Annotated in this window: 28 protein-coding genes and 1 pseudogene; 18 read left to right on the top strand and 11 right to left on the bottom strand. The window is 65.3% G+C overall.

All coding sequences use genetic code 11. The features are described 5' to 3' along the window. Positions 1 to 9: 9 nt before the first annotated feature. Together KM135_RS01295 and KM135_RS01290 are read left to right on the top strand one after the other, a co-directional pair. Complete coding sequence (locus KM135_RS01295; protein WP_221712508.1) at positions 10 to 2,766, top strand: ATP-dependent DNA helicase; 2,757 nt, start codon at positions 10 to 12, stop codon at positions 2,764 to 2,766. Continuing rightward, on the top strand, positions 2,763 to 3,314 hold the full coding sequence (locus KM135_RS01290; protein WP_221712089.1) for a SixA phosphatase family protein: 552 nt from the start codon (positions 2,763 to 2,765) through the stop codon (positions 3,312 to 3,314). Before KM135_RS01295 ends, KM135_RS01290 begins: the two co-directional genes overlap by 4 nt. Positions 3,315 to 3,476: 162 nt before the next feature. Here the strand turns inward: KM135_RS01290 and KM135_RS01285 are convergent. The 7 genes and pseudogenes from KM135_RS01285 to KM135_RS01255 form a co-directional block, all read right to left on the bottom strand. Next, positions 3,477 to 3,803 (bottom strand): annotated as a pseudogene (locus tag KM135_RS01285) (MerR family transcriptional regulator); the annotation flags it as partial. 49 nt (positions 3,804 to 3,852) lie between these two features. Next, positions 3,853 to 4,149 carry an integration host factor subunit alpha gene (locus tag KM135_RS01280; RefSeq protein ID WP_221712087.1) on the bottom strand — a complete coding sequence of 99 codons (297 nt, stop codon included), beginning with the start codon at positions 4,147 to 4,149 and terminating at the stop codon, positions 3,853 to 3,855. Between the two features lie 157 nt (positions 4,150 to 4,306). Further along, a complete protein-coding gene (locus KM135_RS01275; protein WP_221712086.1) occupies positions 4,307 to 5,278 on the bottom strand; it encodes a beta-ketoacyl-ACP synthase III in 972 nt (323 codons plus the stop codon). Beyond that, positions 5,275 to 6,321, bottom strand: coding sequence for a phosphate acyltransferase PlsX (gene plsX, locus KM135_RS01270; RefSeq protein ID WP_221712085.1), 1,047 nt, complete (start codon positions 6,319 to 6,321; stop codon positions 5,275 to 5,277). The genes KM135_RS01275 and plsX overlap by 4 nt, the downstream gene beginning before the upstream one ends. A gap of 23 nt (positions 6,322 to 6,344) precedes the next feature. Then, positions 6,345 to 6,524, bottom strand: a complete 180-nt coding sequence (rpmF, locus tag KM135_RS01265; protein WP_221712084.1) for a 50S ribosomal protein L32 — start codon at positions 6,522 to 6,524, stop codon at positions 6,345 to 6,347. Between the two features lie 194 nt (positions 6,525 to 6,718). After that, positions 6,719 to 7,393: an MBL fold metallo-hydrolase gene (locus KM135_RS01260; RefSeq protein ID WP_221712083.1), complete on the bottom strand. Its 675-nt coding sequence runs from the start codon at positions 7,391 to 7,393 to the stop codon at positions 6,719 to 6,721. A 31-nt stretch (positions 7,394 to 7,424) separates the two neighbouring features. After that, entirely contained in the window at positions 7,425 to 8,129 is a 705-nt protein-coding gene (locus KM135_RS01255) for an NAD-dependent deacylase (protein WP_221712082.1), read from the bottom strand. Positions 8,130 to 8,181: 52 nt separating this feature from the next. Between KM135_RS01255 and dapB the strand changes: the two genes are divergently transcribed. The 11 genes from dapB to KM135_RS01200 all read left to right on the top strand — a co-directional run bounded on the left by dapB (position 8,182) and on the right by KM135_RS01200 (position 16,121). Beyond that, entirely contained in the window at positions 8,182 to 8,949 is a 768-nt protein-coding gene (gene dapB / locus KM135_RS01250; RefSeq protein ID WP_221712081.1) for a 4-hydroxy-tetrahydrodipicolinate reductase, read from the top strand. 18 nt (positions 8,950 to 8,967) lie between these two features. Then, the gene (gene nth / locus KM135_RS01245) at positions 8,968 to 9,609 is read left to right on the top strand and encodes an endonuclease III (protein WP_221712507.1); all 642 of its coding nucleotides are present in this window, start codon (positions 8,968 to 8,970) and stop codon (positions 9,607 to 9,609) included. A gap of 96 nt (positions 9,610 to 9,705) precedes the next feature. Then, positions 9,706 to 9,972, top strand: a complete 267-nt coding sequence (locus KM135_RS01240; RefSeq protein ID WP_221712080.1) for a spike base protein, RCAP_Rcc01079 family — start codon at positions 9,706 to 9,708, stop codon at positions 9,970 to 9,972. A 62-nt stretch (positions 9,973 to 10,034) separates the two neighbouring features. Next, positions 10,035 to 10,376 (top strand): hypothetical protein, encoded by a 342-nt coding sequence (locus KM135_RS01235; RefSeq protein WP_221712079.1) that lies wholly within the window; start codon positions 10,035 to 10,037, stop codon positions 10,374 to 10,376. Between the two features lie 5 nt (positions 10,377 to 10,381). Beyond that, the gene (locus KM135_RS01230) at positions 10,382 to 11,929 is read left to right on the top strand and encodes an SGNH/GDSL hydrolase family protein (RefSeq protein ID WP_221712078.1); all 1,548 of its coding nucleotides are present in this window, start codon (positions 10,382 to 10,384) and stop codon (positions 11,927 to 11,929) included. Further along, complete coding sequence (locus KM135_RS01225; RefSeq protein ID WP_221712077.1) at positions 11,926 to 12,201, top strand: hypothetical protein; 276 nt, start codon at positions 11,926 to 11,928, stop codon at positions 12,199 to 12,201. Before KM135_RS01230 ends, KM135_RS01225 begins: the two co-directional genes overlap by 4 nt. A 10-nt stretch (positions 12,202 to 12,211) precedes the next feature. After that, on the top strand, positions 12,212 to 12,445 hold the full coding sequence (locus KM135_RS01220; RefSeq protein WP_221712076.1) for a DUF7940 domain-containing protein: 234 nt from the start codon (positions 12,212 to 12,214) through the stop codon (positions 12,443 to 12,445). Further along, positions 12,442 to 12,942, top strand: coding sequence for a lysozyme (locus KM135_RS01215; protein ID WP_221712075.1), 501 nt, complete (start codon positions 12,442 to 12,444; stop codon positions 12,940 to 12,942). The genes KM135_RS01220 and KM135_RS01215 overlap by 4 nt, the downstream gene beginning before the upstream one ends. A gap of 35 nt (positions 12,943 to 12,977) precedes the next feature. Beyond that, positions 12,978 to 13,451, top strand: coding sequence for a hypothetical protein (locus tag KM135_RS01210; RefSeq protein ID WP_221712074.1), 474 nt, complete (start codon positions 12,978 to 12,980; stop codon positions 13,449 to 13,451). Positions 13,452 to 13,895: 444 nt separating this feature from the next. Next, entirely contained in the window at positions 13,896 to 14,837 is a 942-nt protein-coding gene (locus tag KM135_RS01205; protein WP_221712073.1) for a SurA N-terminal domain-containing protein, read from the top strand. A gap of 99 nt (positions 14,838 to 14,936) precedes the next feature. Further along, positions 14,937 to 16,121, top strand: coding sequence for a glycosyltransferase family 2 protein (locus tag KM135_RS01200; protein ID WP_221712072.1), 1,185 nt, complete (start codon positions 14,937 to 14,939; stop codon positions 16,119 to 16,121). A gap of 13 nt (positions 16,122 to 16,134) precedes the next feature. On the opposite strand, the gene KM135_RS01195 is transcribed toward KM135_RS01200, so the two are convergent. Then, complete coding sequence (locus tag KM135_RS01195; protein ID WP_221712071.1) at positions 16,135 to 16,452, bottom strand: hypothetical protein; 318 nt, start codon at positions 16,450 to 16,452, stop codon at positions 16,135 to 16,137. A gap of 187 nt (positions 16,453 to 16,639) precedes the next feature. On the opposite strand from KM135_RS01195, the gene KM135_RS01190 reads away from it, so the two are divergent. The 3 genes from KM135_RS01190 to KM135_RS01180 are packed head-to-tail and all read left to right on the top strand — an operon-like array spanning position 16,640 to position 19,363. Beyond that, positions 16,640 to 17,866: an MFS transporter gene (locus tag KM135_RS01190; RefSeq protein WP_221712070.1), complete on the top strand. Its 1,227-nt coding sequence runs from the start codon at positions 16,640 to 16,642 to the stop codon at positions 17,864 to 17,866. Then, complete coding sequence (locus KM135_RS01185) at positions 17,863 to 18,903, top strand: amidohydrolase family protein (RefSeq protein ID WP_246605651.1); 1,041 nt, start codon at positions 17,863 to 17,865, stop codon at positions 18,901 to 18,903. Before KM135_RS01190 ends, KM135_RS01185 begins: the two co-directional genes overlap by 4 nt. A 1-nt stretch (position 18,904) precedes the next feature. After that, positions 18,905 to 19,363 (top strand): nuclear transport factor 2 family protein, encoded by a 459-nt coding sequence (locus tag KM135_RS01180; RefSeq protein WP_221712069.1) that lies wholly within the window; start codon positions 18,905 to 18,907, stop codon positions 19,361 to 19,363. A gap of 4 nt (positions 19,364 to 19,367) precedes the next feature. Here the strand turns inward: KM135_RS01180 and KM135_RS01175 are convergent, their stop codons facing one another. From KM135_RS01175 to KM135_RS01165, 3 genes are all read right to left on the bottom strand, one after another. Next, on the bottom strand, positions 19,368 to 20,636 hold the full coding sequence (locus KM135_RS01175; RefSeq protein WP_221712068.1) for an MFS transporter: 1,269 nt from the start codon (positions 20,634 to 20,636) through the stop codon (positions 19,368 to 19,370). 186 nt (positions 20,637 to 20,822) lie between these two features. Next, complete coding sequence (locus KM135_RS01170; protein WP_246605650.1) at positions 20,823 to 21,320, bottom strand: MarR family winged helix-turn-helix transcriptional regulator; 498 nt, start codon at positions 21,318 to 21,320, stop codon at positions 20,823 to 20,825. 117 nt (positions 21,321 to 21,437) lie between these two features. Next, positions 21,438 to 22,343, bottom strand: coding sequence for a CmcJ/NvfI family oxidoreductase (locus tag KM135_RS01165; protein WP_246605649.1), 906 nt, complete (start codon positions 22,341 to 22,343; stop codon positions 21,438 to 21,440). A 152-nt stretch (positions 22,344 to 22,495) separates the two neighbouring features. On the opposite strand from KM135_RS01165, the gene KM135_RS01160 reads away from it, so the two are divergent. Both KM135_RS01160 and KM135_RS01155 read left to right on the top strand, forming a co-directional pair. Next, positions 22,496 to 23,977 (top strand): MFS transporter, encoded by a 1,482-nt coding sequence (locus KM135_RS01160; protein WP_221712067.1) that lies wholly within the window; start codon positions 22,496 to 22,498, stop codon positions 23,975 to 23,977. 63 nt (positions 23,978 to 24,040) lie between these two features. Next, positions 24,041 to 25,003 (top strand): AraC family transcriptional regulator, encoded by a 963-nt coding sequence (locus tag KM135_RS01155; protein WP_221712066.1) that lies wholly within the window; start codon positions 24,041 to 24,043, stop codon positions 25,001 to 25,003. The last annotated feature ends 245 nt before the right edge of the window (positions 25,004 to 25,248 follow it).

Here is a 25,248-nt window from a genome sequence, read left to right as displayed (position 1 = left end):
TATGGGAGGATCGTGCCACCGCCTTCCCTTCCTCAAGCGCTGCATGCCAGCCATGCCGGCATCTGGCTCACCAACGGCGATGACGACCTCGTCACGCTGAGCCGGGGAGAGGCGCTGGCACAGGCGGCGGGGACACCGTTGCTGCTGGTCAACGCACCGCTGCTGGGATCGCGACTGGGCCATGCCGATCTCTCCGGCCTCGATCTGCTCGAACTGTTCGCCTTCCTCTTCCCCGCGCAATTCGTGATCCCGACCGTCAGCGGGCTCGCACGGGCCATGGGGCAAGCCTCGCCGCAGGACGACACCGAAGCCGCTCGTCTGATCCCAACGCTCGCGGCGGAGATGCTCGAATGGGCAGAACGGACGGACTGGGCCGAGCGCGAGGGCGCTTGGACCAGCCTGCGCCAACTGGAGCGCCTGCGCTGGAGCTGGGCGCCGCTGTTGCGCGACCGGATCGCCCAGCCGCGCGAAGCGGAGCGATGGCTGTTCAGCCGCCTCCCGCAATGGGAAGAGCAACCGCCCCGTGCCCAGCCGCGACCGGTGCTGCTGGATGAAAGCGCGGTGCTCGATCGGCTGAGCGACCTTACCGGCCGAGGCGCCGAGGCGCGCATCGGGCAGCGTGATTTCGCGAATGCGGCGGCCGAAGGGTTCGCGCCGCGTATTCGGGACGATATGCCCAATGTCGTGCTTGCCGAGGCCGGGACCGGAATCGGCAAGACGCTCGGCTATCTGGCGCCAGCAACGCTCTGGGCGGAGCGCTCGGGCGGCACAGTGTGGATTTCAACATATACCAAGGCGCTGCAGCGGCAGCTCGATCGGGAGACACGGCGTCACTATCCCAATGACGCGGCGTTCCGAAAGCATGTCGTGATTCGCAAGGGACGGGAAAATTATCTCTGCCTGCTCAATCTCGAAGATGCGCTGCAGGGCGGCTTTGCGGGCCGCGCGGCCATCCTCGCGCAATTCATCGCGCGCTGGGCGGGCTATACGCGTGACGGCGACATGGTCGGCGGCGATTTGCCGGGCTGGTTGCCGGCTCTCTTCCGACGAGCCGGTGCGACCGCGCTGACCGACCGGCGCGGCGAATGCATCTACGCCGGCTGCCCGCATTTCCGCACCTGCTTCATCGAGCGCGCCACTCGCGCCAGCCAGGGCGCCGACGTCGTGATCGCCAACCACGCTCTGGTCATGATCAACGCCGCGCGAGGGCGGGAAACGCAGGGGACGCCGACGCGCATCGTGTTCGACGAAGGACATCATCTCTTCGACGCGGCCGATTCGACCTTCGGCGCGGCGCTGACCGGGCGCGAGGCGATCGAACTGCGCCGCTGGGTGATCGGCCCCGAGACGGAACGGCGCGGACGGCGGCGAGGGCTCGCGGCGCGCCTCTCCGATGTGGCGAGCTACGACGCCGATGGTGCCGAAGCGATCGATGACGCACGCGAGGCAGCACGCGCGCTCCCGGGCGACGACTGGTTGCGGCGTGTTCTGGAGCATGGCCCGCTTGGCGCGATCGAGATCCTGCTGTCGGTCGTGCGCTCGACGGTCTATGCGCGGGACGAGCGCGACGGCAAGGAAACTGATCCGGGCTATGGCCTGGAAGTCGATCTGGGCGATGTGGACGGCGACCTGATCGATGCCGCGACCAATGCGGCCGGGGCGCTCGAAGCGCTGCTTGCACCGCTGCAACGGCTCACCAAGCGACTGATTGCCGTGATCGAGCTGGCACCGGACTGGCTGGACGCGCCGGCGCGCGCGCGGATCGACGGCGCGATCTCGGCGCTTGGCTGGCGCTGCGACCTGCTCATGAGCTGGATAGCGCTGTTGTTGCGAATCGGTAGTGCCCCGGATGGGCGGTTCGTCGATTGGCTGGCGGTGGATCGGGTCGAGGGCCGCGAATATGATATCGGTCTACATCGCCATTGGCTCGACCCGACCAAGCCGCTCGCCGAAGTCGTACTACGGCCCGCCCATGGCGTGATCGTCACCTCGGCCACCTTGCGCGCCGGGGGTGACACGGAGACCGCCATGCAGCGCTCGGGCGCGACACATCTGGCCGGCAAACCGCACTGGTTCGAGGTCACCAGCCCCTTCGACTATGCGCAGCAAAGCGAAGTGCTGATCGTGACCGATCTGAAGCGCGGCGACTTGCCGGCGCTGGCGGGTGCCTATACGCGCCTGATCGAGGCAGCCGGCGGCGGCACACTTGGCCTGTTCACCGCCATTCGCCGTCTGCGCTCCGTCCAGGCACGAATCGCGGACCGGCTCGCACGCACCGGCCTTCCGCTCTACGCACAGCACGTTGATCCGTTCGATCCGGCCACGCTTATCGACATGTTCCGCGACGATCCGCGCGCGTCTCTGCTCGGGACGGATGCGCTGCGCGACGGCATCGACGTGCCCGGCGAGTCGCTTCGCCTCGTCATCATGGAGGGTGTGCCATGGTCCAAGCCCTCGGTGCTGCACACGGCCCGCAAACAGGGCAGCGGCGATCCCAGCGGCTATGAGGACCGGCTCGTGCGGGCACGGCTCGCGCAGGCGTTCGGGCGATTGATCCGCAGGGCCGACGATGCCGGGCAATTCGTCATCCTGTCGTCCGCCATGCCCAGCCGACTGCTGAGCGCTTTTCCGCCCGAGGCACCGGTTCGGCGCATTCCCCTCGACGAGGCGATCGAGCGCGTGCGCTCGCGGCTTGGTTCGCGCGCGATTTTCGGGCAGGAGGCGCAAAGTGGGTCTCCAGCGGACGGGGTGCAGGCAGAGGAATGAAGACGGTCATCATCCTGCGTCATGCAAAGTCGGACTGGAGCGATTCGGCGCTGCGCGATTTCGACCGGGGACTCAATGACCGCGGCTATCGCGCCGCGGCGGTGATGGGCCGCTGGGCGGCGGTCAACAAACTGTCTTTTCAGGCGATCATCGCCTCGCCGGCCGTTCGCGTGGTCGAGACGCTGCGCCGCTTTCGCGAAGCCTATGGGCCGGCACCGGAACCACAGTTCGATCTGCGCATCTACCTGGCGACCGGGACCGCGATCGCCGAAGTGCTTTCCGAACAGTCGGAAGACATCTCGCAGATATTGCTGGCGGGCCACAGCCCCGGTCTTGAGGAATTGATCCTGACGGCAGTGACAGACGACGGGCGCTCGTCCCTGCGCGACGCGGTGGAGGTCAAATTCCCGACCGCGGCGCTCGCTGTGCTCGATTTCAACGTCGAGAGCTGGGCAGCACTGGCCGAACGGTTCACCGGCAGTGGAAAACTCCGCGCTTTCACGCGCCCCCGTGACCTCGACCCTGCTTTGGGTCCGGATCAACCCTGACGATCAGTCCGATTCGAGCGCATCGACCAGATTCTGCCGGATGACCGTCAGACGCGCGATCAGCAGCGCGATATCGGACGTCGCAACCTGGGAGGGCGATGTTCCGTCGTTGGGGACGCCTTGCGGCGCTGCGTGAGGCTCGCCAATAGGCAGCACGCCCTGCGCTCCGACCGCCTGGATCGGCGCGGAAGATTCGGGCCCAGGCGGCGGAGTGGCCGCGACCACCGGCGTCTCCCTGGCCGAATCCTTGCTGCGGCTCGAAAGCACGCGCTGCGCACCCCGGACGGTGAAGCCCTCTTCGTTCAGAAGGCGATTGATCGTGCGCGCGACATCGACATCACCCGGGCGATAATAGCGCCGATTGCCGGATCGCTGCAGCGGTCGGAGCTGGGAAAAGCGCGTTTCCCAGTAGCGAAGGATATGTTGAGCAACACCCAGTTCCTGGGCCAGCTCCCCTATCGTCAAAAACGCGCCGTCATCCTTGGCCATATCGCCTTGTGCAACGATCCCGCTGCGCGGGTCAATCCGAGTCCGTCAATCAGGCGCCCGCGACGCGATCGCGCAACGACTGGCTGGGACGGAACGTTAAGACCCGCCGCGGTGTGATCGGCACCTCGATGCCGGTCTTCGGATTGCGGCCCACGCGCTCATTCTTGTCGCGCAGCACAAACGTGCCGAAACCCGAAATCTTGACGTTTTCGCCTTGCTCGAGCGCTTCGGCGACCAGATCGAGAACCTGCTCGACCAACTGCGCGGATTCCGCCCTCGACAGTCCAATCTGCCGATTGAGCCGCTCGGCGATTTCCGCCCTTGTCAAAGTGTCATCAGAACTCATTTCGCCCCCAAAAACGAACCTGGATGCGGCTCTGCCCCCACAGTCCCGCAAACCTTTCTGTGCGGCAGAATCTCGCGCTTTGCAACGAGAAGAATCGAGAGCAAACTACCGATATCGGGTGATACTTATCCGTCGCGAAACCTCGCCCGGAGCGTGGTCAAAAGCGCAGCGCGCAAGCACCCCAGGTGAAGCCGCCGCCCATGGCCTCCAGCACCACCAGATCGCCCGTCTTGATCCGCCCATCCCGAACGGCGACGTCAAGCGCGAGCGGGACCGACGCCGCCGACGTGTTGGCGTGACGATCGACGGTAACAACGACGCGAGCCGGATCGAGACCGAGCTTGCGCGCGGTCGCGTCCAGGATGCGCGCATTGGCCTGATGCGGCACGACCCAATCGACATCCGCCGCCGAGAGACCGGCATCGTCGAGCACTTCCTGCATGACCTGCGCGAGATTGACGACGGCGTGGCGGAACACGTCCTGCCCCTTCATACGGACCTTGCCAACAGTACCGGTTGTTGAAGGACCGCCATCGACGCTGAGCAGGCCGTTGTGCCGACCGTCGGCATGGAGGCGGTTCGCGATGATACCGCGGCCCGTCGCCGCATCGGTTTCCTGCGCCTGCAGGACGATGGCGCCCGCGCCGTCGCCGAACAATACGCAGGTGGTGCGGTCTTCCCAGTCCAGAATACGGCTGAAGGTTTCCGAGCCGATGACGAGCGCCGTTTTCGCGGCGCCGCCACGCAGCATATTGTCCGCGACTGTCACGGCGTAGAGGAAACCCGAACAGACAGCCGCCACGTCGAATGCGACGCAATCGTTGATACCGAGCCCTGCCTGCACCGTGGTGGCGCTGGCCGGGAAGGTCTGGTCCGGCGTCGCCGTCGCAAGGATGATGAGATCGATGTCGGTCGCTGGCAGCCCCGCTGCTTCGAGCGCACGCTTCGATGCCGCGATGGCCAGGCTGGAGGTCGTCTCACCCTCCCCCGCGATATAGCGGGAGCGAATGCCGGTCCGCGCGACAATCCACTCGTCGCTTGTGTCCACCGTCTTTGCCAGTTCGGCATTATCGACACGACGACGCGGCAAGGCCGAGCCTGTCCCCAATATCACGGACCGCAAGGTCATTTGGCGATCAGTTCCTCGCTGACTATGGGTCCGACGCGCGCCAGATCCTCGCCGATCCGCCCGCTCAAATCCTCTTCGATCAGCCGTGCCGCGACATGCACCGCATTGGCAATGCCTTTTTCGTCGGCGCCGCCATGGCTCTTCACCACGACACCGTTGAGGCCGAGGAATACCGCGCCGTTATGGTTGTTGGGATCGAGATGCACCTTGAGCAGATGCAGAGCCGGCTTTGAAAGCAGGAAGCCAGCCTTCGAACGGATCGAACTGGTGAAGGCACGGCGCAGCACATCGGTCACGAAGCGAGCCGTGCCTTCCGCAGTCTTGAGCGCGATATTGCCTGCAAAGCCTTCCGAGACGATCACATCCGCGTCGCCGGAGCCGATCTTGTCGCCCTCGATGAAGCCATCGAATCGCAGCGGCAGGTTCGTCGTACCGCGCAGCGAAGCCGCAGCATCGCGAATCTCGTCCGTGCCCTTCAGGTCTTCCGTGCCGATGTTGAGCAGGCGGACGCGGGGCGTCTCGAGATCAAGGACAATCCGGGCATATGCCGCACCCATGATCGCGAACTGGACGAGATTGCGCGCGTCGCACTCGGTATTGGCGCCGAGATCGAGCATGACGACATCATTCTCGCCGAGCGTCGGGAGGAACGCCGCCAGCGCGGGACGATCGATGCCGGGCAGCGTACGCAGCGCGAGCTTCGCCATGGCCATCAGAGCGCCCGTATTGCCCGCCGACACGGCGGCACCGGCCGATCCGTCCTTCACTGCCTGGATGGCGAGACCCATGGAACTGCCGCGTGACTGACGGATGGCCTGGCTGGGCTTGTCCGTGGCGGTGACTACCTGATCGGTATGGACGATCTCGGCCGCTTTGGACAGATTGGGATGATTTTTGAGTGCGGCGCGAATCTGCGTTTCATCGCCGAACAGCGTGAACCGCAACTGCTCATGGCGATGACGCGCCAAAGCAACGCCCGCGACCGTGACGCGAACGCCCTCATCACCGCCCATCGCATCAATCGCGATCCGCGGCGTTATCACCCCCGGGATTCCCTAAATCGGGCTCAGGCGCCGACGGCGACGACTTCGCGGCCGTTATAGTGACCGCAGGCGCCGCAGAGATTGTGCGGACGCTTCAGCTCGCCACAGTTCGGGCATTCCTGATAGGCCTCAACGCGGAGGCTGTCATGGCTGCGGCGCATGCCGCGCTTGGACGGCGAGGTTTTTCTCTTAGGGACAGCCATGAGGCACCTGTTCCAAATCGTAAAAAGTCAAAACGAACTCGCGAACCTGACATATCGACCAATCGGCAGCCACGAAGGCGCCGAAACCGAAAGGCGGGCAGTCGCGAAGAGTGTGCGCCTATAGCGTTTTTTCGCGGCGGCGCAACCGATTCATTGGGAAATCGAAGGCGCTGTGACTTTCCCGCATCGGGGCTTCAGGCAAGGCCTGTCACACGATCGCCGACGAAAGGATTTGTTGCACGCTCATGCGCGAAGCTGCTCGGCTGGCCGTGCCCCGGAACGAAAATCGTGTCACCGCCCAGCGGCCAGAGCTTGCGTGTGATGGACGACAGAAGGTCCTCATGATTGCCGAGCGGGAAGTCCGTGCGGCCAATCGATCCCTGAAACAGGACGTCGCCCACGATGGCGAGCTTCGAGGCAGGGTGATGAAACACGACATGGCCCGGCGTGTGGCCGGGGCAATGGATCACGTCCAGTTCCAGCTCGCCGACCGTTACCTTGTCGCCATCGACGAGCCAGCGCGTCGGCTCGAACGGCTCACCCGGCAGACCCCAGCGCTTGCCATCGTCATCGAGGCGCGCGATCCAAAAGCGATCATCCTCATGCGGCCCTTCGATGGGAAGGCTCAGTTCCTTCGCGAGAACGCCGGCCTGGCCGCAATGGTCGATATGGCCATGAGTGACGAGAATCTTCTCGAGGGTGACGCCCTGATCGGCGACGGCCTTCTTGAGGCGGGGCAAGTCGCCGCCCGGATCGACGAGAGCGCCGCGCATCGTCTTCGTACACCAGACCAGACTGCAATTCTGCTGGAGCGGCGTCACCGGGATCATGGCCGCGCGTAGCGGAGGGTTTTCGATCGGAGCGTTCATGTGCCCGATCTGGCAGGTGCGGCGGCGTCGTTCAAGGCTGGGCCAGCAGTTCATCGACCCAGCGAGGCACGAGCAGGCTGGCCGGGCCATGACGACAATCATCGAACCAGCCGCTGCCCGCCGACGGCTCCAGATTGAGTTCCAGGGTCTCGACGCCCATGGACCGCGCCATGCGCACAAAGCCCGCAGCGGGATAAACCGCGCCGGAGGTGCCGATCGACGCGAACAGGGACGCGCCGGCTAGCGCCTCCTCGATGCGTTCCATCTGATAGGGAATCTCGCCGAAGAAGACGATATCGGGACGAAGCCGCGGCGCTCCGCAGGACGGGCAGACGGCGCCGGGCGGCAAGCTCCCGCTCCAGGGCTCGCGACGATCGCACGCCGCGCAAAGCGCCGAGTTCAGTTCGCCATGCATATGGATGATGGTCCGCGAGCCGGCGCGCTCGTGCAGGTCATCGACGTTCTGCGTGACGATCAGAACGTCACCCGCCCATGCCCGCTCCAGACGCGCCAGCGCATCATGGGCAGCATTGGGCACGACCGTGGCGAGCGCCTCGCGCCGCAGATCGTAGAAGCGATGGACGAGCGCCGCGTCGCGCGCGAGCGCTTCGGGCGTGCAGACATCCTCGATCCGGTGGTTGGCCCAGAGACCATCGGCGGAGCGGAAGGTCTCAAGACCGCTCTCGGCCGAAATGCCGGCACCGGTCAGGATGACAATTGCGCGCGAGTCTGGCATCGGCGCGATCAGACAGATTTCACGTGAATTGAGCAAGAGGGGCGCAAGCATCATGACGGCGATCGGCATCTTCGGGGCGCGCGGGCGGATGGGCCAGGCGATCGCCGGCATAGCGGGCGATGCCGGGCTGGACGTTGCGGGCGGAACCGACAGTCAGGCAGGCGGGACGATCGGGGACGCCGGAGCAGCGATCACCGCTGATCCCGCAGCCCTGGCGGCGCGCGCCGATGTGCTCATCGACTTCTCGGTGCCGGCAGCGCTGGACACGCATCTCGCGGCCTGCATCGCCGCGGGGAAGCCGCTGCTGATCGGTACCACCGGCCTCGAAGCGGAGCATCATGCGGCGATCGATCGCGCGGCCGAGCGCATCGCCGTGCTGCAGACCGGCAATACTTCTCTGGGCGTCAATCTGCTGGCGGCACTCGTGCGGGAAGCGGCGACGCGGCTGGGCGATGACTGGGACATCGAGATCGTCGAGATGCATCACCGGCATAAGGTCGATGCGCCCTCGGGCACGGCTTTGCTGCTCGGCGAAGCTGCCGCGGCGGGGCGGAACATCCGACTGGACGAGCGCGCGGTGCGCGGTCGCGACGGCATCACCGGTGCGCGTGGCGCCGGCGATATCGGCTTCGCCTCGCTGCGCGGCGGATCGGTGGCGGGCGATCATCAGGTGATCCTGGCGACCGATCAGGAGCGGATCGAACTCAGCCACCGCGCCGAAAGCCGGATCATCTTCGCGCGCGGGGCGATCAAGGCGGCGCAATGGCTGATCGGCAAGGCGCCGGGGCGATATTCCATGGCGGACGTGCTCGGGCTCTGAGGCGTGGCGAGCCGTCAACTGACCCGCCCGCAGATCTTCGAGATGTTCTCGCGCCTGGCGGAAGCCAATCCGGCGCCGCGCACCGAGCTGGAATATGGCAACGACTACCAGCTGCTCGTCGCGGTCGTCCTGTCCGCTCAGGCGACCGATGTCGGCGTCAACAAGGCGACGCGCAAGCTGTTCGAGACGGTGAAGACGCCGGAACAGATGGTCGCTTTGGGTGAAGAGGCGCTGAAGCAGCACATCAAGACGATCGGCCTGTTCAACACCAAGGCGAAGAACGTCATCGCGCTTTCCGAGGCGCTGGTCGCGAACCATGGTGGCGAAGTGCCACGCGATCGAGATACGCTGACCGAACTGCCCGGCGTTGGTCGCAAGACGGCGAATGTCGTCATGAACACCGCGTTCGGCGAAGAGACCTTCGCGGTCGACACACATATCTTCCGCGTCGGCAATCGCACCGGTCTCGCGCCGGGAAAGAACGTGCTGATCGTCGAGAAAGGCCTGGAAAAGAAAGTCCCTCAGCCGTTCCGGCGCGATGCGCATCACTGGCTGATCCTGCATGGCCGTTATGTCTGCAAGGCGCGCAAGCCCGAATGCTGGCGCTGCGTGATCGAGGACATCTGCCTGTTCCGCGACAAAACGCCCGCACCGACATAAATTTTCCAAATAGGTAAAATTTCGCTGTCCTACAGCTATGGTTCCTTGGCCTATGGGTGATGCGGCGATTCGGCCGCGCCCAGGAAAGGCAAGGACATGGCCGACCGCTTCGACACCCAAACCGACTCGCTATCCCAGCCGGCGCGTGACGCCTTCGCCATCACGCCGCATGTCAGCAACGAGATCGACCCGCTGCCCAAGGCGATCTTCGTGGGGACTGGCGGGAACATCACGCTGCGCGCGGCCGATGCGACCGCCGACGTCGTGTTCAAGAACATCGCCTCCGGCCAGATCCTCGACGTTCGCGCGCGCTACATCCGCGCGACGGGCACGACCGCGGCCGACATCGTCGGGCTCGCCTGATGCCGGGCCGCGGATACGGATATGGCTTGGGCGACAAGGGCAGCACGCGCCGGCACCGGGCGATGACCGGCACGCCCACCCCCTCGCCGACGCCGAGCGCCGGCTTCACGATGACGCAGTTCGCGGCGCATGAAGCCAAGCGCATCTATCAGCGCGCGACCACCACCGGCGGCGGGCAAGGCAAGGGTCAGGGCGTCATTCGCATTGCCCTGACGGGCGCCAGCGCGGGCACGGTCGGCGCCCGCATCCGATCCGACGACGGCAGCACGATCCTGCAACCCGAATGGATCGCCGCCTCGAGACGACGGCCTATATGCCGACGGTCGCAATCATGCCCTAGCAGACGCCCGGCGATGTCGGCAACGGCAATGGTCCCAATGCTGTCGGCGTGGGCGAATTCCTGAACCGGATGACGGCTCTTCTCGGCGTCAATTGCGGCGCTTTCGGGCATAGCCAAGGCGGCGTCGCGCTCAACACGTTCCTCAGCGGCAGCGGCAACTGGACACAGCTGAGCAGCCTCATCAGCCGGGTTGGCGGCGCCTTCGAAGGCTTCGTCTGGGGGCAGGGCCATAGCGACAGCGCTTTTGGGCTGCCGCCCAAGGCCTATCAGAGCGGCCTCAACGCGGTGTTCGGTCAGCTGACCGCCGCAAACAGCTTCAGTGGCTATGCCAGGATGGTCTGGACTGTGCCCAATATCCGTTCGAGCACCTGGGGAACGCCCTATGCGATCAACCGCGTCCGCAAGGGCGCGCGGGACTGGTGCAGCGCCAACGGCGGCACCTATGTCCACATGCACGACGTCGATCAGGTCGATAATATTCACCAGAGCCAGGTGGGATCGCGCACCATGGGCCGGCACATCGCCCGTGCCTTCCGCGCCGGCTATGGCGCGAGCAATGGCCTCGGCCCGGCACCGCTCAGTGCCATACGCAGCGGCGCGACGATCACACTGACCCTCTCGAACGTCGGCCAGAGCGCGCTGACCCTCGTCGGCACGCCTGGCAACCGTATCTTCGTGTTCGCCAAAGGCAGGGTCGATCGCCCCGCCAACAGCGACAACAGGTTTCCTGTCTCGTCGGTCGCCACGCCAAATGCCACGACGCTCTCGATCGTGCTGGCGAACGATCCCGGCGATGGCCACGAACTGGAACTCTATCTTTACTGGGGCAATGGCCCGGTGAACGGCACGACCGATAACATCTATGACGACCGCGACGATGACGCCGTCGGCATCGGCCGGCAGGTGCAGGCGAACTTCGACCCCATCGCCGTCGCTGCGCCGACGCCGGGCGGAGCCGTCAACGCACCGCCGAGCGGCTTCGTGGCCAATGTCAGCCCGTTCGACATGATCGAGACCAGCGCAAGCTATGGCGCGGGCGCCAGCGGGTTCGGGCAGGAAATGACCGGCGGCACCGCGCTGGCGGTGACCGGCAAGACGCCCTGTTTCGTGCCGGTCACCATCGAGGGCTTCTTCACCTGCCCGACCATCCCCGGCTCCGGTGCCGTGGTGCTGTTCGGCGGCTTCGGCGCGACCGCGTCCTGGTATGTCGGCATCGACCAGAGCGGGAAAGTGAAAGCCGGCAGTGGCACGCCGACGGGCGCGACGACGCTGGTTGCCGGCAAGCGCTATCATGTCGCCGCCCAGTTCGGGCCGAGCGGCCGTTCCATCTATCTGACTAACATCACCGATGCCGGCGCCGGTGTCCGCGACTATAACTCGACGGGGGCCCAAACGATCGCGACGGTCCCGCCCATTGCCGGGCGCTTCGCCCTGCGCAACCAGGGTGGCGGCAGCGCTCCTTCCGGTGGCGCAGTCGACGAATGGGCTGTATTCAACAGCGAGCGCTACTCCGGGACGAGCTACACTTGCCCCACAGCCCCGTTCACCGGCGCCGAAGCGGATCTGGTCGCGCTCTATCATTGCGACGGCGATACGCAGGACGCGGTGGCGTCATGAGGCCGAATAGCATCACCGAGGTAAAGCGCAGCCTCGATCACCTGCTCGGCAAGATGGAGGCGCTCGCGGGCACGCTCGAAGCCCATGGCGAACAACTTGGCCATCTGGGCGAGCGGGTCGCGCAGCTCGAGCAGGGTGTGCGGGCGACCAAGGACGTCGTCGAAGCCTTCACGACCGCCAAAAGCTCGATGCGCTTTCTCAAATGGCTGACCGGCCTTCTCGCCGCCGGTGCCGGAATCATAGCCGCCATGAAAGGCTGGCTGCAGAAATAGGAGATCGAAGATGTTGAATGACTTGCGGACGCGCTTCCGGGCGCGCCTGATCGCCGACGTGCGCCGTGCGCACCGCCTTTGGTCCGTTCGGCTGTCCGCGCTCGGCGCGGGCCTCTCGGCCGCGTGGACTGCCCTCCCGCCGGACACGCGCCTCTCCCTGCCGGCCGGCCAATGGATCGGCCTCGCGCTGTTCCTGGCGATCGGCCTCGCCCGCATCGTCGATCAGCCGGAGACCCGGAAATGAGCCGGGTAGCTGGGCCTCAGACGGCGGGCATTCTCGGCGGCACACTGGGCGGCGGCGCCTTCGTCGCGCTCGCCCTTGCAATCGCGACGCCCACGGTCGAGCGATGGGAGGGAACGCGCATAGCGCCCTATCGCGACATCGTCGGCGTCTGGACGGTCTGCACCGGCGAGACGCGCGTCGCGATGCGCCGCTACACACCGGCGGAATGCGATGCGATGCTGCGGCGGGCACTGGAGAGCGACTATGCTCCGGCCGTCCTCGCAGCCGTCCCCGCACTTCGAAATCGCCCGCATCAGTTGGCCGCTTCGATCTCGCTTAGCTACAATATCGGCAAGGCCGCTTTCGCACGCTCGACCGTGGCGCGACGGTTCAAGGCAGGGGACTGGCGCGGCGGATGCGAGGCATTCCTGATGTGGAACCGCGCCGGTGGTCGGGTCGTGCCGGGGCTGACCCGTCGCCGACAGGCCGAGCGCGCCCTGTGCCTGACCGGGCTGTGAAGGCGATGCTCCTCCGTTTCGCACCCCAGCTCGGTTTGGCCTCGCTGATCGTCATCGCCATGCTGGGCGCCGCGCTGAAGATTCAAGCGACGCGACTGGACAAGGCCAAAGCGGCACTCGCCGCAAGCACAGCCGCCCATGCGCGCGACATCGCCACTGTCCGGGCCGCGCAGGACCGCGCCAATGCCGACTGGCAAGCGCAACTCGGCCGCCTCGCCGCCGCGCAAAGGAGACAGAAGGATGACACGGATCGCAAAGCTGACACTGCCACTATCCTGTATCGTGACCGCGTCCTGCGCCTCCCCGGTCGCGCGACCGCTGAGGGTATTGCCGCACACTCCGCTCTGCCCGGCGCCGGACTTCCCCCGCGCGCTGACGGACCCGGTGCGGACACCCTCATTCTTGCAAGAGCCGACGCGCTGATCTGCGCCGAAAACAGCGCGCGACTGGCTGCCGCGCATGACTGGGCCAAGGGGTTGATCAGCGACGGATCACCCGTCTCCCCATAACTTATGCATGCGCTCGACTGGCTCCATGCGCTCGACGAGACAGTCAATCGCCAGTCACGCGATTGAAAATCGTGTCTCTGTTCGTACTCCACGCAAAATTAATCGTACGCTTCTATTCGGTGCCGCAACGGCACAGGCCCGATCCACATGGCGAGACAGGCTTGTTCCGGCGCATGCGGCGCGGTAATAGGGCGCCACATGAACCGGCCGGATGAGTTCAGAACGACAAGATCCGGTGGGAGGAGGTCCATGCACATGAGGTCATGCATATCGACGCCGTTCCATTCGGCTGAAGGGTGCTGACCTTGCGTTTCGCGTTCGCATCATCGTTGCGCCGAGGTCCACGCAAGACGGACCCGCGCTCCCCGCTGAAGCTGATATTGGTCGCCGCATTTGTTGAAGTTATCCGTTCAAATCCATTTCACGCCTGTCTGGAGACTATTGATGCCTAAGCTGAGGAGCGTTTCGCTTGTTGCGCTCGCGTCCATTTCCCTGCTCGCCCTGTCCGCCTGCCAGAAGAAGGCCGAAGGTCAGGTCGTCGCCATCGTCAACGGCGAGGAAATCACGCTCACCGAGCTGAATGCCGAGATCGCCGATCTCAACCTGCCGCCCAGTGCCGACAAGAACCTGGTGCGTAGCCGCGTTCTGCAGCGCATGGTCGATCGCAGGCTGCTGGTGCAGGCAGCCAAGGAAGCCGGGCTCGATCGCGACCCCGCCTATCTGACGCAGGAGCGCCGGATGCAGGAGCAGTTGCTGGTCAATATGTACGGCAAGAAGGCGATGGACACGATCCGCGTCCCCGAGGCAGTGATGCTCGACCGCTACATCTCGTCTCACCCCAATGCCTTCGCGCAGCGCCAGCGGCTGCGGCTGGAACAGCTCGTCATCGACGTGCCCACCAACCCGCAGCGCCTCAAGGAGCTGGAAAGCGCTCACACGCTGGCCGAGGTCGCGACCCGCCTGACCGCCATGGGCATCGCCTTCCAGCGCGGCAACGGCGTGCTCGACACGGCGACCGTCGCGCCGCAGGTGCTCGAACGCATCAAGGCGCTGCCGCCGGGCGAGCCCTTCATCGTGCCGAACAACGGCAAGCTCGTGATCAACTCGATCGCAGGCAGCGAAGCCGTCACGATCCCGACCGAGCAGGCCCGCCAGCTCGCAGCCCAGGCGATGCGCAACGAGGAGCTGAACAAGATCGGCGAATCCCGTCTCAAGGAAGCCAAGGCCAAGGCCAAGATCGAGTATCAGACCGGCTTCGAACCCAAGGCCGGCGATGCCGCAGCCAATGCTGCCGGCGCTCCGGGCACGGCTCCGGCGGCTCCCGCTCCTGGTGCTGCTCCGGCCGCGCCGGCGGCAGACAACGCTGCGGCGCCCGCAGGTCTCTGATCGCGTTGCAATATTGAACCGGGGCGCTCTCCTCATGGGGGGCGCCCTTTGTTATGGGCTTGATGCCCCGTAGGGCGGGCGAAAGCGGAGACGGCGATCTTGATCCTCGACAGCCTCGCCTGGATTTTGGCAGCGATCCCGGCCCTCCTGCTCTGCGTGATCTCGATCGAGCTTCTGACCGGCGTCCTCGCACCCGGCCGCAAGACGGCGCTGCCGCCCGAGCGACCGTATCGCGCCGCCATTCTCATGCCGGCACACAACGAAGCAGGCGGTATCGGCGCAACGCTCGCCCAGGTCTTGCCGATCCTTGATGACGGCATCCGCCTGATCGTGATCGCCGACAATTGCTCGGACGACACCGCGCAGCGTGCGCGGGCGGCGGGCGCGACCGTGATCGAACGCAACGACCCCGGCCAGCGCGGCAAGGGCCATGCGCTCGCGTTCGGCCGCGACTGGCTGCGCGGCGACCCGCCGGATTGCGTCGTGATCCTCGACGCCGATTGCGAGATGAGCAGCGCACATCTTCGCGCTCTCATCAACGCCGCCGTGCAGACCGGACGTCCGGTGCAGAGCTGCTATTTGTTCCGCACCCGCCCCGGCGATGGACCGATGACGCAGATTTCCAATTTCGCGATGCTCATCAAAAATCGCGTCCGCCAGCGCGGCGCTACGACGCTGGGCGCGCCCGCGCTCCTGGGCGGCACCGGCATGGCCTTTCCCTGGGCTCTGATAACCGATGCACCGCTGGCAACCAGCCATCTTGTCGAGGATCTGGTGCTGGGCATCGATTTCGCGCGCAAAAGGCAGGATCCGCTCTATTTCGAGGCAGCCGAGACCTGGAGCGACGCGGCAAGCCAGCAGGGCACGCTGACGCAGCGCACTCGGTGGGAACATGGCTATGTGCAGACGGCGCTCAGGCACGGTCTGCCGCTGGTGATCGAAGGCATGGGGCGGCTGCGGCCCGGACTGGCCTGGTTCGGTCTCAGTCTGATGGTCCCTCCGCTGGCGCTGCTCATGAGTCTCGGTCTGGCCGCACTCGCGGGGACGACAGCGCTCGCGCTGCTCGGCGCAACGGCGATGCCTGCCTGGATCCTTCTGGCGTTGATGGGGGCGGTGGCTTTACTGCTAACCGTCGCATGGGCGCGCGACGGACGCCGGATCGTGAGCGCGGCGACGCTGGCGCGCATCCCGCTCTATCTCGCCTGGAAAATACCGGTCTATCTGAAGCTGGTCCGCAAGCGTGAAACCGAGTGGGTGCGCACCCGCCGCGATGGCGAAGCTTGAGGTCGAGGCAGGTTCAGGCGGCAAGCACGGCCAGCGTCAACAGCGACCCGGCCAATAGTACGAGAATGGAGACAATCGTCAGCAACTGGCGCCAGGCGGAAGGTGCCGAGAGGCCGATCTGGCGCCGCCACGCCATCATTGCGCCATAGGCCGACGACGCGACTGGCCCTTGCCGGCCGCAGCGCGAGCAGATGGCAAAGAAGCAGCCATCCCAATGGCGCAACTGGAAATCGACGCCACAACAAGAACATGGCTTCCGCGATCCAGCCCGGTCGTCGTCCTCGTCCGCAGCGCCTTCCGCCTCGCGCGTGTGCATGGCCCACGCCCTCATGTCGATCCTGCCCATATGCGCAGTCTACGCCGCGCTACCGTCAGGCTAAGCGCAACTACCGCCGTTCTGGACGAGCCGCATTCGACATGAACAAACGAGGGACGTCTCACTTTCTCCTTGCAACCTCCGCGCCTTGCCGCCCTATTGCGCCGCGCTGGCCGGTCGAGTCAGGCAAACAGGGGGACGCATGAGCATGACGGAACGCGCGGAAGGCCAGACGGGCAGTTGGCGCGGCTTCATCCTGATCCTGATCGCTCTCGTCGTGGAAGGCTTCGACCTGCAGGCCGCCAATTTCGCGGCACCGTCGATCCTCGAAGCCTTCGATCTGACCCGCGTGCAGATCGGCCCGCTCCTGTCGGCGAGCCTGGTCGGCGTCCTGTTCGGCGCAGTCGTGATCGGTCCGCTTGGCGACCGATACGGCCGGCGGATGATCCTGATCGCGAGTTGCCTGTCTTATGGCGTGCTCTCGCTCGTCGCCGTCTTCGCCACCAGCCTCATGCAACTGATCATCCTGCGCTTCCTGATCGGCATCGGGCTCGGCGCCGTCATGCCCAATGCCCTGGCGCTCGCGGGTGAATTCGCGCCGCGCAAGCATCTCGCCCGCGCGGTCGGCCTGGTCGGGATCGGCGTCACTTTCGGCGGCGTGGTCGCCGGGGCCGTCGCGGCGCGCTATCTGCCCACGCACGGGTGGCAGAGCATCTTCGTGGCGGGCGGCATTCTCCCCATCATCATCTGCGTGCTGCTATGGTTCGGCCTGCCTGAAAGCCCGGCGCTGAAGCGCGAGACTCTGGCAAAGCCGGGCACATCTGGCCTGCGCGCGATCCTGTCGCCGGCCTATCGCCCACGCACGCTGGCTATCTGGGGCATTTTCACGATGCTGCTGATGGTCGTCTATCTTCTGGGCGGATGGATCCCGATGCTGATCAAGGATCAGGGCTATTCGGACCGGACCGCCGCCCTTGTCGCGACCGCCTATCATGCCGGCGGCGTGATCGGCGGCATCACGGCGAGCCTGCTTCTGTCGGAACGCTATTGGCGCATCCTCGCCCTGTTCGCCGCGGGCGCCGCGCTTTCGCTTGCCGCACTCTCCGCCGCCAGCTGGGGCATCGTCCCGCTCACCGCCCTCATCGTCCTTGCCGGCGCGCTCGTCACGGGCACGCAAAACTGCATCAACGGCTCGACCGGCGCCTCCTATCCGGCCGAGATGCGCGCCTCGGGCCTCGGATGGGGCCTCGGCCTCGGCCGCGTCGGTTCGATCATCGGCCCCTTGGCAGGATCGGTGGCGCTGATGATGGGCCTCGGTGCGCCGCGCCATTTCTTCATCTTGCCGGTTCTGCCCCTTGCGATCGTCTGCCTGCTCGGGCTTTGGCTCGCAAGGCACACCGGCCAGACCACAGGAGAGAAAATGCCATGACGAGAATGCGCAAGATCGCGACCGAAGAAGCCTGGTCAATCCCGGAAGTCGCAGCGGAACTGCGTGAGGTCTCGCGCGGCCCCAGCCAGAGCCTCGACAAGCTGCTCGTCGGCGGCATCTACGACGCACCGGCCGATGCTTCGGGCTATTCGGCGATGAATTTCCTCGACGGCCTGCTCGACATCGAGGAGAAGCGCCTGCCGGAGATGGACGCGCTCGGCGTCGATATGCATCTCCTGTCGCTCACCGCGCCCGGCGTGCAGATGTTCGACGCGGACACCGCGACTGAGCTCGCCGCGCTCGCCAACGACCGCCTGGCAGAGATCTGCCGCAAGCGCCCGGACCGCTTCGCCGGTCTCGCGAGCTTCGCGCCGCACAGCCCGAAGCGCGCCGCCAGGGAAATGGAGCGCGCGATCAACGACCTGAAGCTGAACGGCTTCATCCTCAACAGCCACACAAATGGCGAATATCTGGACGATCCGAAATATTGGCCCGTCCTCGAAGCCGCCGAAGGGCTGAATGCCTGCATCTACATCCACCCGCGCGCCGCATCGGACACGCTGAAGGGTCCGCTGCAGGATTATGGCATGGACAGCGCCATGTGGGGCTATGGCGTCGAGGTCGGCACGCATGCCGTGCGCATGATGGCGGGCGGCGTGTTCGACAGCTTCCCGAACCTCAAGATCTGCATCGGCCATATGGGCGAAGCGATCCCGTTCTGGATCTGGCGCATCAATTTCATGAACAGCCGCGCACAGGCAATCGGGCGTGCCCGCAAGACCAAGCGCAGCATGGCGGAATATTTCCAGAGCAATTTCGTCATCACGACAAGCGGCGTCGAGGATCCGCTGGCGCTGCGTTACGCGATCGACAAGATCGGCATCGACAATGTGATGTGGGCGATCGACTACCCCTATCAGCCGCAGAAACCGGCGGTGGACTTCATGGATGCCGCGCCCGTGACTGACGCGGAGCGCCACGCGCTCTATCATGGCAATGCCGAGCGCATCTTCCACATCGCACCGCTGGAGAACTGAGATGACCGGCCCCAGTACCGAGGATCGCCTCGCCATCTTCGAGCTTTATGCCCGCTACAGCTGGGCGCTCGATACCGGCGACACGGACGGCTATGTCGATCTGTTCACGGACGATTGCGAAGCGACGGAGGAAAGCCGCGAGGGCACGCTCGAAGTGCTCAAGGGCAAGGACGACATTCGCCATCTCGTCCTCAAGTTCCACAATCGCGAGGGCTTTCCTGGTCACCAGCACCAGATGGGCCAGTTCGTGTTCGAGGCCGATCCGCAAGGGCGGCCAGATCACTGGCTGGTGCGCTCCTATGCCTGGGCGACGATCAACCATCCGCCCGAACCGCCGCACCTGCATTGGTGCGGCCATGTCCGCGACGTCGTGGCCAAGATCGACGGGCGCTGGCTGATCCGGTCCAAGGATATCATGGGCTGGGCCGGCGCGGTGCTGGCGCGTTTCGAAAAGGCCTGATCGTTCAGGTCAATTCCTCGTCGGCCTCCAGCGCGGGGACCGCACTGGAAGGCTTGGCCGGTTCGCCCCGGCGCAGGACATAGCGAAGACCGATCAATGTCGCCGTCACGCCGGCCGCCGCTCCAACGCCGACGGCCCAGCGAGGCCCGAAATGGTCCGCGATCCAGCCGACGATCGGTGCGCCGATCGGCGTGCCGCCCATCGCGATCGCCATGCGCAGCGCCATGACACGCCCGCGCATCACCGGATCGCTCGAAAGCTGCATCAGCGCACTGCTACCCTGCAGGAAGGTGAGCGAAGCCACGCCGATCAAGGCGAGCGCGGCACCGAACAGCCAGAAGGTCGGCGCGAAGGCCGCCAGCGTGCAACCGAGGCCGAAGATGGCCGTCCCCATCAGCAGATGCGAGAAATAGGGCCGGTCGCGCCCCGCCGCGAGCAGACCGCCAGTGATCGTGCCGATCGCCATCATCGAGGAAAGGATGCCGAATCCGTGCGCGCCGGTCTGGAAGACGCGCACGGCCATGGTCGAGATGAAGATCGCGAAATTCATGCCGAACGTGCCCATGACGAACAGCATGATCATGAGCGCACGAAGATCCGGTCGCGCCCAGACATAGGCGAGCCCTTCACGAAAGCCGTTCTTCGAGCGCTGGGCCCGTGGGCTTGAGGTCAATTCGTGACGGCGCAGAAACAGCAGCGAGATCAGGACCGCGCCGAACGACGCACCGTTCATCAGGAAGGCCCAGCCAGTGCCGACCGACGCGATGACCAGGCCGGCAATCGCCGGGCCGATCATGCGCGCACTGTTGAAGGTCAGGGAATTCAGCGCCACTGCATTGGCGAGGTCCTTCTCGCCCACCAGGTCCGCCACGAAGGTCTGCCGCGACGGCGCATCGAAGGCGGCCGCGCTGCCGAACAGGAAGGCGAACACATAGACGTGCCAGAGCTTGACGAGGCCCGTCACGGTGAGAAGCCCCAGCGAGATCGCGAGCGTCCCCATGACCAGCTGCGTCATGATCATCAGTTTGCGTTGATCGAAGCGGTCCGCTGCCGATCCCGTCCATGGCAGCAGAAGCAATTGCGGCGCGAATTGCAGACCCATGGCGATGCCGACGGCCGAGGCCTTGTTGTCGGTAAGTTCGGTGAGGATCAGCCAGTCCTGGGCAATGGTCTGAATCCAGGTTCCGACGTTGGAAACGAGCGCGCCGGCTGCCCACAGCCGATAATTGTAGATCCTGAGCGATCGAAATGCGGAAGTGAGCCAGAGTCTCATTCGCTCTCCCGAACGTTATCGCGCCCGGGTCAGCCTGGCGTCAAAAACGCCGGTCAGTTCGGATCGGGCTGCGTTTCCTCAAGGTGTTTCGGACAACACAGTCAATGGAAACGGTGGAAAAAAAACGAGCCTGTAGCGGCAGAGCGGAACTTCCCGCCCCTCCTATGCCCCCACGGGAAAGCGCCTTCAGCGCGGACCGTCGGTCACGGCTGCATAAGCCCGGCGCAGCAGCGCGATGAGCGTCGCCAGTTCCTCTTCGCTCATCGCATCGCGGATGGGCTTCTCCACCCGCATCGCGCAGGCGATCATCTCCCCCATCAGCGTCTCGCCCTCCGGCGTCAGCGCGAGGCTGTTGCGCCGCCGATCGGTCGCCGAGCGGCTGCGCACGGCCAGGCCGCGCTCTTCCAGCTCATCGATGATCGCGACCATGGCGCTGTCGTCCATCGCCACTTCGCGGGCCAGCTCGGCCTGCGAACAGCCCGGATTGGCCTTGATCAGCACCATCGTGGACAGCGCACCGGAGCGCAGCATGAACGGCGCATAGGCATCGATGATGCGGTTGGTCAGCTCGTTGCGCAGCAGGCGCACGCTGGTGCCGACACAGCTGCGCAACAAGCCCCAGTCCATGCCGAGATTCTCCGATATGTCCGGCTGCCCGGTGCGCTCGCTCGCCATCTTGCTCATATGTCCGTCGATGCCCCCATCCTGTTTGCGTTTCTGGCCTATGGAGGGGGTGATTTCAATGGTTGTAAGTCACAACCAAAATAAGCACGCTCCGAAATTTGCCGGGAAACGCCGATTTCACTCGAAGAAAGCGATGCTCCGGCACTCGATGCTCTCGCGCGGATGCGCATCGGGCAGGCTCGAATCCCAGAAAGCCGTGTGCGGGACGCGCCAGGCACCCGAGCGATCGCTGTCGTGGAACTTGAACAGCAGAGCCTCGTCCCGCTGCATGCCGGAGAAATACCACCAGCGATGATCGGGATTGTGACGGAATATGTGCGCGGCGGGCTTGCTGTCGTCATCCATCGGCGCGAACATCGCCTCGCCTTCCGGAATCTTGTCCACGATCCAGAGGATGTTGGGTGTGCCCTCGTCGTCACGCACGCTGCGCCCGTCGCAGAGCGCCAGCGGGCAATCGTGCGGCGGCGGTGAGTAAGCTCGCCAGAAGCTCGATACGATGAACCGCTTGAAACCCGGCCCATCCGGCCGCGCTTTGCGATAGGCCATTTCGGCCGCCTTCTGCTGCCGGGCCGGATCGGTATCGACATGCACTTCGCCCGCGGGCGGCTGGACGCCGCCACGATGCTGATAAGGCTCGTCGGATTTCTTCTGGCGGCTCGCCAGTTCGCCCGAAGTGCGGATCATCCAGCCATGCGCGATGACGAGATCGGCGCCCGTCGCCTGCTGCACATAGCGCTCGACTTCGCCCGGATAGAGTCGGTTCACTGCATCGCTGTCGCCGAAATCGGTAACCCCCGTCGGCGCGTCGAGCAGTGTGAATCCCTGCCGATCCAGCGTGAAATGCTCGCGGATCGGCCGCGCATCGCGGATCGTCATCGGAAAGGGGCCGTAACTGCCGGTGTTCACCTCGACACCGGCCGAGACGAAGCGCCGGTTGATGTCCGGCCCGGGCAGCAGATAATTGAGCTGCGCCGGCACGGTGCGCGCGCCTTCCTCGACATCGAGTATCTCGACGGACATCATTCTCTCTCCTTGAAGCCGTTCTGTCCGACTCCATTGCCTACCATGGCAGCTAATAGTCCGACTGCAAGCCTTCCCGATCCGGCAGATCGAACGAACAATTTTCGCGCTGCCCTTGGCGTGGCCCGCCCGCACTGCCATGGCACGGGAACGCCATGACTTCGCAAGCTACTGATCCGATCGAGCAGAAACCGGACGAGTCCGAAGAAGCTCTGCGGCGCGCTCGTGTCACGGCGATCGTGCTGGCCGCCACCATGTTCATGGTCGGCATCGACGGCACGACGCTGATCACGGCACTACCGCGCATGGCGGAGTATTTCGGCGTGCCCGTCACAACACTCAGCACGACAATCACCATCTATATCATGGTCTCGGTGATGATGCTGCCGGTGAGCAGCTGGATCGGCCAGCGCTTCGGGTCGCGGCGCGTGTTCACCACGGCGATCGTCGGCTTCATTCTCTCCTCCATGTGCGCGGGGCTCTCTCCCAATCTGCCGTTGTTCCTCGCCGCGCGCATCTCGCAGGCGGTGTTCGCCTCGCTCATGATACCGGTCGGCAACATCGTGCTGCTGACGATCACGCCGCGCAGCTATCTGGTAACGGCGATGACGATCAGTTCCACTCCGGCGCTGATGGCGCCGGTCCTTGGCCCACCGCTTGGCGGCTTCATCACCACCTTTCTCGACTGGCACTGGATCTTCTTCCTCAACGTGCCGACCGCGACGATCGCGCTGATCGCGGCGCTGCGCTACATCCCCAATATCCAGTCCGCCGAGCGCACGCCGTTCGACTGGAAGGGCTTCGTCCTCACCTCCGGCTTCCTGTGCGTGCTGATCTCCGGCCTCGACCGCGTGAGCCACAGGGGCGACAGTCGGCAGATCGGCCTGCTGCTCCTGATCGCCGCGATCAGCCTCGGCTATTTCGCCTGGAAGCATGCCCGCACCGCGCCGCACCCGATCGTGCCGCTGACGCCGATGCGCTACCCCTGTTTCCATGTCTCGACCGTCGGCGCGGGCACCTGGATCCGCATCGCCTTCATGGGGCTCGGCTTCGTCCTGCCGCTGATGCTGCAGCTCGGCATGGGGCTGAGCCCATTCCATGCCGGCCTGCTGCTGCTGGCACAGAATGGCGGCGATCTGGTGCTGAAGAGCATCGCACCCCGCGCCTTGCGCTATCTCGGCTTCCGCGAGGCGCTGGTCAGCGGTTCGCTGATGATCGCAGCCTCCATGCTGGTCTGCGCGTTCCTGACCGAGGACATCCCGTTCCCTCTGCTCTTCGCCATCATGTTCGCGGTCGGCATGGCGCGATCGGTGCATCTCACCGCGATGATGGCGCTGCGCTTCGCCGACATGCCGCAGAGCGAAGTGGGCGGCGCGACCGTACTCGGCAACATGCTCCAGTCGCTCTCGCAGGCGCTGGCCATTTCCGGCGTCGCGGCGATCCTCAGCCTGCTCTCCGCAGGGGCCGACGCGCCGACCATGGCCGACTTCCGCATCACCATCCTGATCCTCGCCGGCTTCGCCCTGATCTCCACACCTTTGTTCGCCCGCCTCGCCAAGGATGCGGGCGCCGAAGTGACCGGGCGCGCAACGCGCGGGCTCAAGGACATACGGAAAGAGGAAAACGAGGCGGCCTAGGCCGGGAAGAGCCGGACAATCGCACAGCTTGCGAGTCCCGTCCGCCCGGCGTAAAATCATCGCATGCAGCAGCCGCCGGCCCACGACGATCACAGCTGGTCCTCCACCGGTCTTGCCCGCAACGAGGCGATCAACCAGTGGCGCGACTGGGCGGCGAACACGATCGCGCCGATCGATGTCACCGTCTTCGACACGGATCATTTCGCGGCGCGCTGGACGAGTCACGGAGTCGGCCAGCTTCGCCTCCTCCAGCTCCATGCGCCGGCCCAGCGCGTCGTGCATACCGGCGACGGCAGCTCGGGTCGCGCGACGCCCTCCATCCAGCTCGTCTATGCCCGGCGCGGCACGCACAAGACGCGCATGGGCGGCAAGAAATTCAACGTCGAGCCGGGCCAGTTCGTGCTGCTCGATAATACCCGCTTCTACCAGATGGAGATGGACACGGAGCATGAGGCGATCGACCTCATGATGCCGCACGCCTGGCTGGAGAAATATCTGCCCGAGCCCGAGGCGCTGCTGGCGCGGCCCATATCGGCGAGGGAGGGCTGGGGCGCGCCGCTCGGCTGCCTGATCGAGACGATGGTGATGGGCCTCGACGAGAGCCCCCTCCCCAGGCCGCTGATCGCCGAGCAGGTCGGCGCGCTGCTGACGCTCGCAACCGGCTTTCACGAAGCGCCCCAGAACAGCCGGCATCGCGGCCAGCTCGCACGCCGGATCCTGCGCCGGATCGAGACCGACTATGCCGATGTCGAGTTGACGCCCGAGCGCATCGCCGACGATCTCGGCATTTCGCGGCGCTATTTGCAGGCCCTCCTGGCCAGCGCGGGCACGAGCTTCGTGCAGGAACTGAATGCACAGCGGCTGGACCGGGCCAGCGACCTGCTGACCGATCCCCGCGCGGCGAACCTGTCGCTCGGCGAAGTCGCTTGGCGCTGCGGATTCCTCGATCCCGGCTATTTCGCGCGGCTGTTCCGCAAACGCTTCGGCGTGACGCCGAGCCAGTGGCGCGGGCATCCGCTGGGCTGATTGCCGCGTAATTTTCTTTCGAAAGTTCGGAAAGTTCGGGGGTCGGCCGAATTCTTTTTTTTCGCCGCGTTCGGTGACGAATGGAGATGTTGGCAGCGTCATTGTGACAGTTGGCCCTGGACGGTGTCGTGTAGGACAGCGTTTTTTCGGAAGGGACCCCGCAAAATCTCCTGCGCGTTTGTCCTGACGGCCCTTCGCGCGAATCCTTTGGCCGTGCGGGACAATTGGCTAGCTTGGCCAACAGT

The sequence above is a fragment of the Sphingobium xanthum genome, from assembly GCF_019737615.1.
In the GTDB taxonomy this organism is placed as follows: Bacteria; Pseudomonadota; Alphaproteobacteria; order Sphingomonadales; family Sphingomonadaceae; genus Sphingobium; species Sphingobium xanthum.
Note: the sequence above shows the minus strand (reverse complement) of the source record. Positions and strands in the feature narration are given on the sequence as shown.

Excerpts from the sequence above, each read along its gene's own strand:
- KM135_RS01275 (WP_221712086.1), bottom strand. The coding sequence starts at position 5,278 with ATGACCTTGCGGTCCGTGATATTGGGGACAGGCTCGGCCTTGCCGCGT.
- KM135_RS01240 (WP_221712080.1), top strand. The coding sequence starts at position 9,706 with ATGGCCGACCGCTTCGACACCCAAACCGACTCGCTATCCCAGCCGGCG.
- KM135_RS01180 (WP_221712069.1), top strand. The coding sequence starts at position 18,905 with ATGACCGGCCCCAGTACCGAGGATCGCCTCGCCATCTTCGAGCTTTAT.
- KM135_RS01170 (WP_246605650.1), bottom strand. The coding sequence starts at position 21,320 with ATGAGCAAGATGGCGAGCGAGCGCACCGGGCAGCCGGACATATCGGAG.
- KM135_RS01215 (WP_221712075.1), top strand. The coding sequence starts at position 12,442 with ATGAGCCGGGTAGCTGGGCCTCAGACGGCGGGCATTCTCGGCGGCACA.
- rpmF (WP_221712084.1), bottom strand. The coding sequence starts at position 6,524 with ATGGCTGTCCCTAAGAGAAAAACCTCGCCGTCCAAGCGCGGCATGCGC.
- KM135_RS01185 (WP_246605651.1), top strand. The coding sequence starts at position 17,863 with ATGACGAGAATGCGCAAGATCGCGACCGAAGAAGCCTGGTCAATCCCG.
- KM135_RS01230 (WP_221712078.1), top strand. The coding sequence starts at position 10,382 with ATGACGGCTCTTCTCGGCGTCAATTGCGGCGCTTTCGGGCATAGCCAA.
- KM135_RS01290 (WP_221712089.1), top strand. The coding sequence starts at position 2,763 with ATGAAGACGGTCATCATCCTGCGTCATGCAAAGTCGGACTGGAGCGAT.
- KM135_RS01260 (WP_221712083.1), bottom strand. The coding sequence starts at position 7,393 with ATGAACGCTCCGATCGAAAACCCTCCGCTACGCGCGGCCATGATCCCG.
- KM135_RS01235 (WP_221712079.1), top strand. The coding sequence starts at position 10,035 with ATGACCGGCACGCCCACCCCCTCGCCGACGCCGAGCGCCGGCTTCACG.
- KM135_RS01175 (WP_221712068.1), bottom strand. The coding sequence starts at position 20,636 with ATGAGACTCTGGCTCACTTCCGCATTTCGATCGCTCAGGATCTACAAT.
- dapB (WP_221712081.1), top strand. The coding sequence starts at position 8,182 with ATGACGGCGATCGGCATCTTCGGGGCGCGCGGGCGGATGGGCCAGGCG.
- KM135_RS01190 (WP_221712070.1), top strand. The coding sequence starts at position 16,640 with ATGAGCATGACGGAACGCGCGGAAGGCCAGACGGGCAGTTGGCGCGGC.
- KM135_RS01165 (WP_246605649.1), bottom strand. The coding sequence starts at position 22,343 with ATGATGTCCGTCGAGATACTCGATGTCGAGGAAGGCGCGCGCACCGTG.
- KM135_RS01160 (WP_221712067.1), top strand. The coding sequence starts at position 22,496 with ATGACTTCGCAAGCTACTGATCCGATCGAGCAGAAACCGGACGAGTCC.
- KM135_RS01225 (WP_221712077.1), top strand. The coding sequence starts at position 11,926 with ATGAGGCCGAATAGCATCACCGAGGTAAAGCGCAGCCTCGATCACCTG.
- KM135_RS01220 (WP_221712076.1), top strand. The coding sequence starts at position 12,212 with ATGTTGAATGACTTGCGGACGCGCTTCCGGGCGCGCCTGATCGCCGAC.
- KM135_RS01195 (WP_221712071.1), bottom strand. The coding sequence starts at position 16,452 with ATGAGGGCGTGGGCCATGCACACGCGCGAGGCGGAAGGCGCTGCGGAC.
- KM135_RS01255 (WP_221712082.1), bottom strand. The coding sequence starts at position 8,129 with ATGCCAGACTCGCGCGCAATTGTCATCCTGACCGGTGCCGGCATTTCG.
- KM135_RS01155 (WP_221712066.1), top strand. The coding sequence starts at position 24,041 with ATGCAGCAGCCGCCGGCCCACGACGATCACAGCTGGTCCTCCACCGGT.
- KM135_RS01280 (WP_221712087.1), bottom strand. The coding sequence starts at position 4,149 with ATGAGTTCTGATGACACTTTGACAAGGGCGGAAATCGCCGAGCGGCTC.
- KM135_RS01205 (WP_221712073.1), top strand. The coding sequence starts at position 13,896 with ATGCCTAAGCTGAGGAGCGTTTCGCTTGTTGCGCTCGCGTCCATTTCC.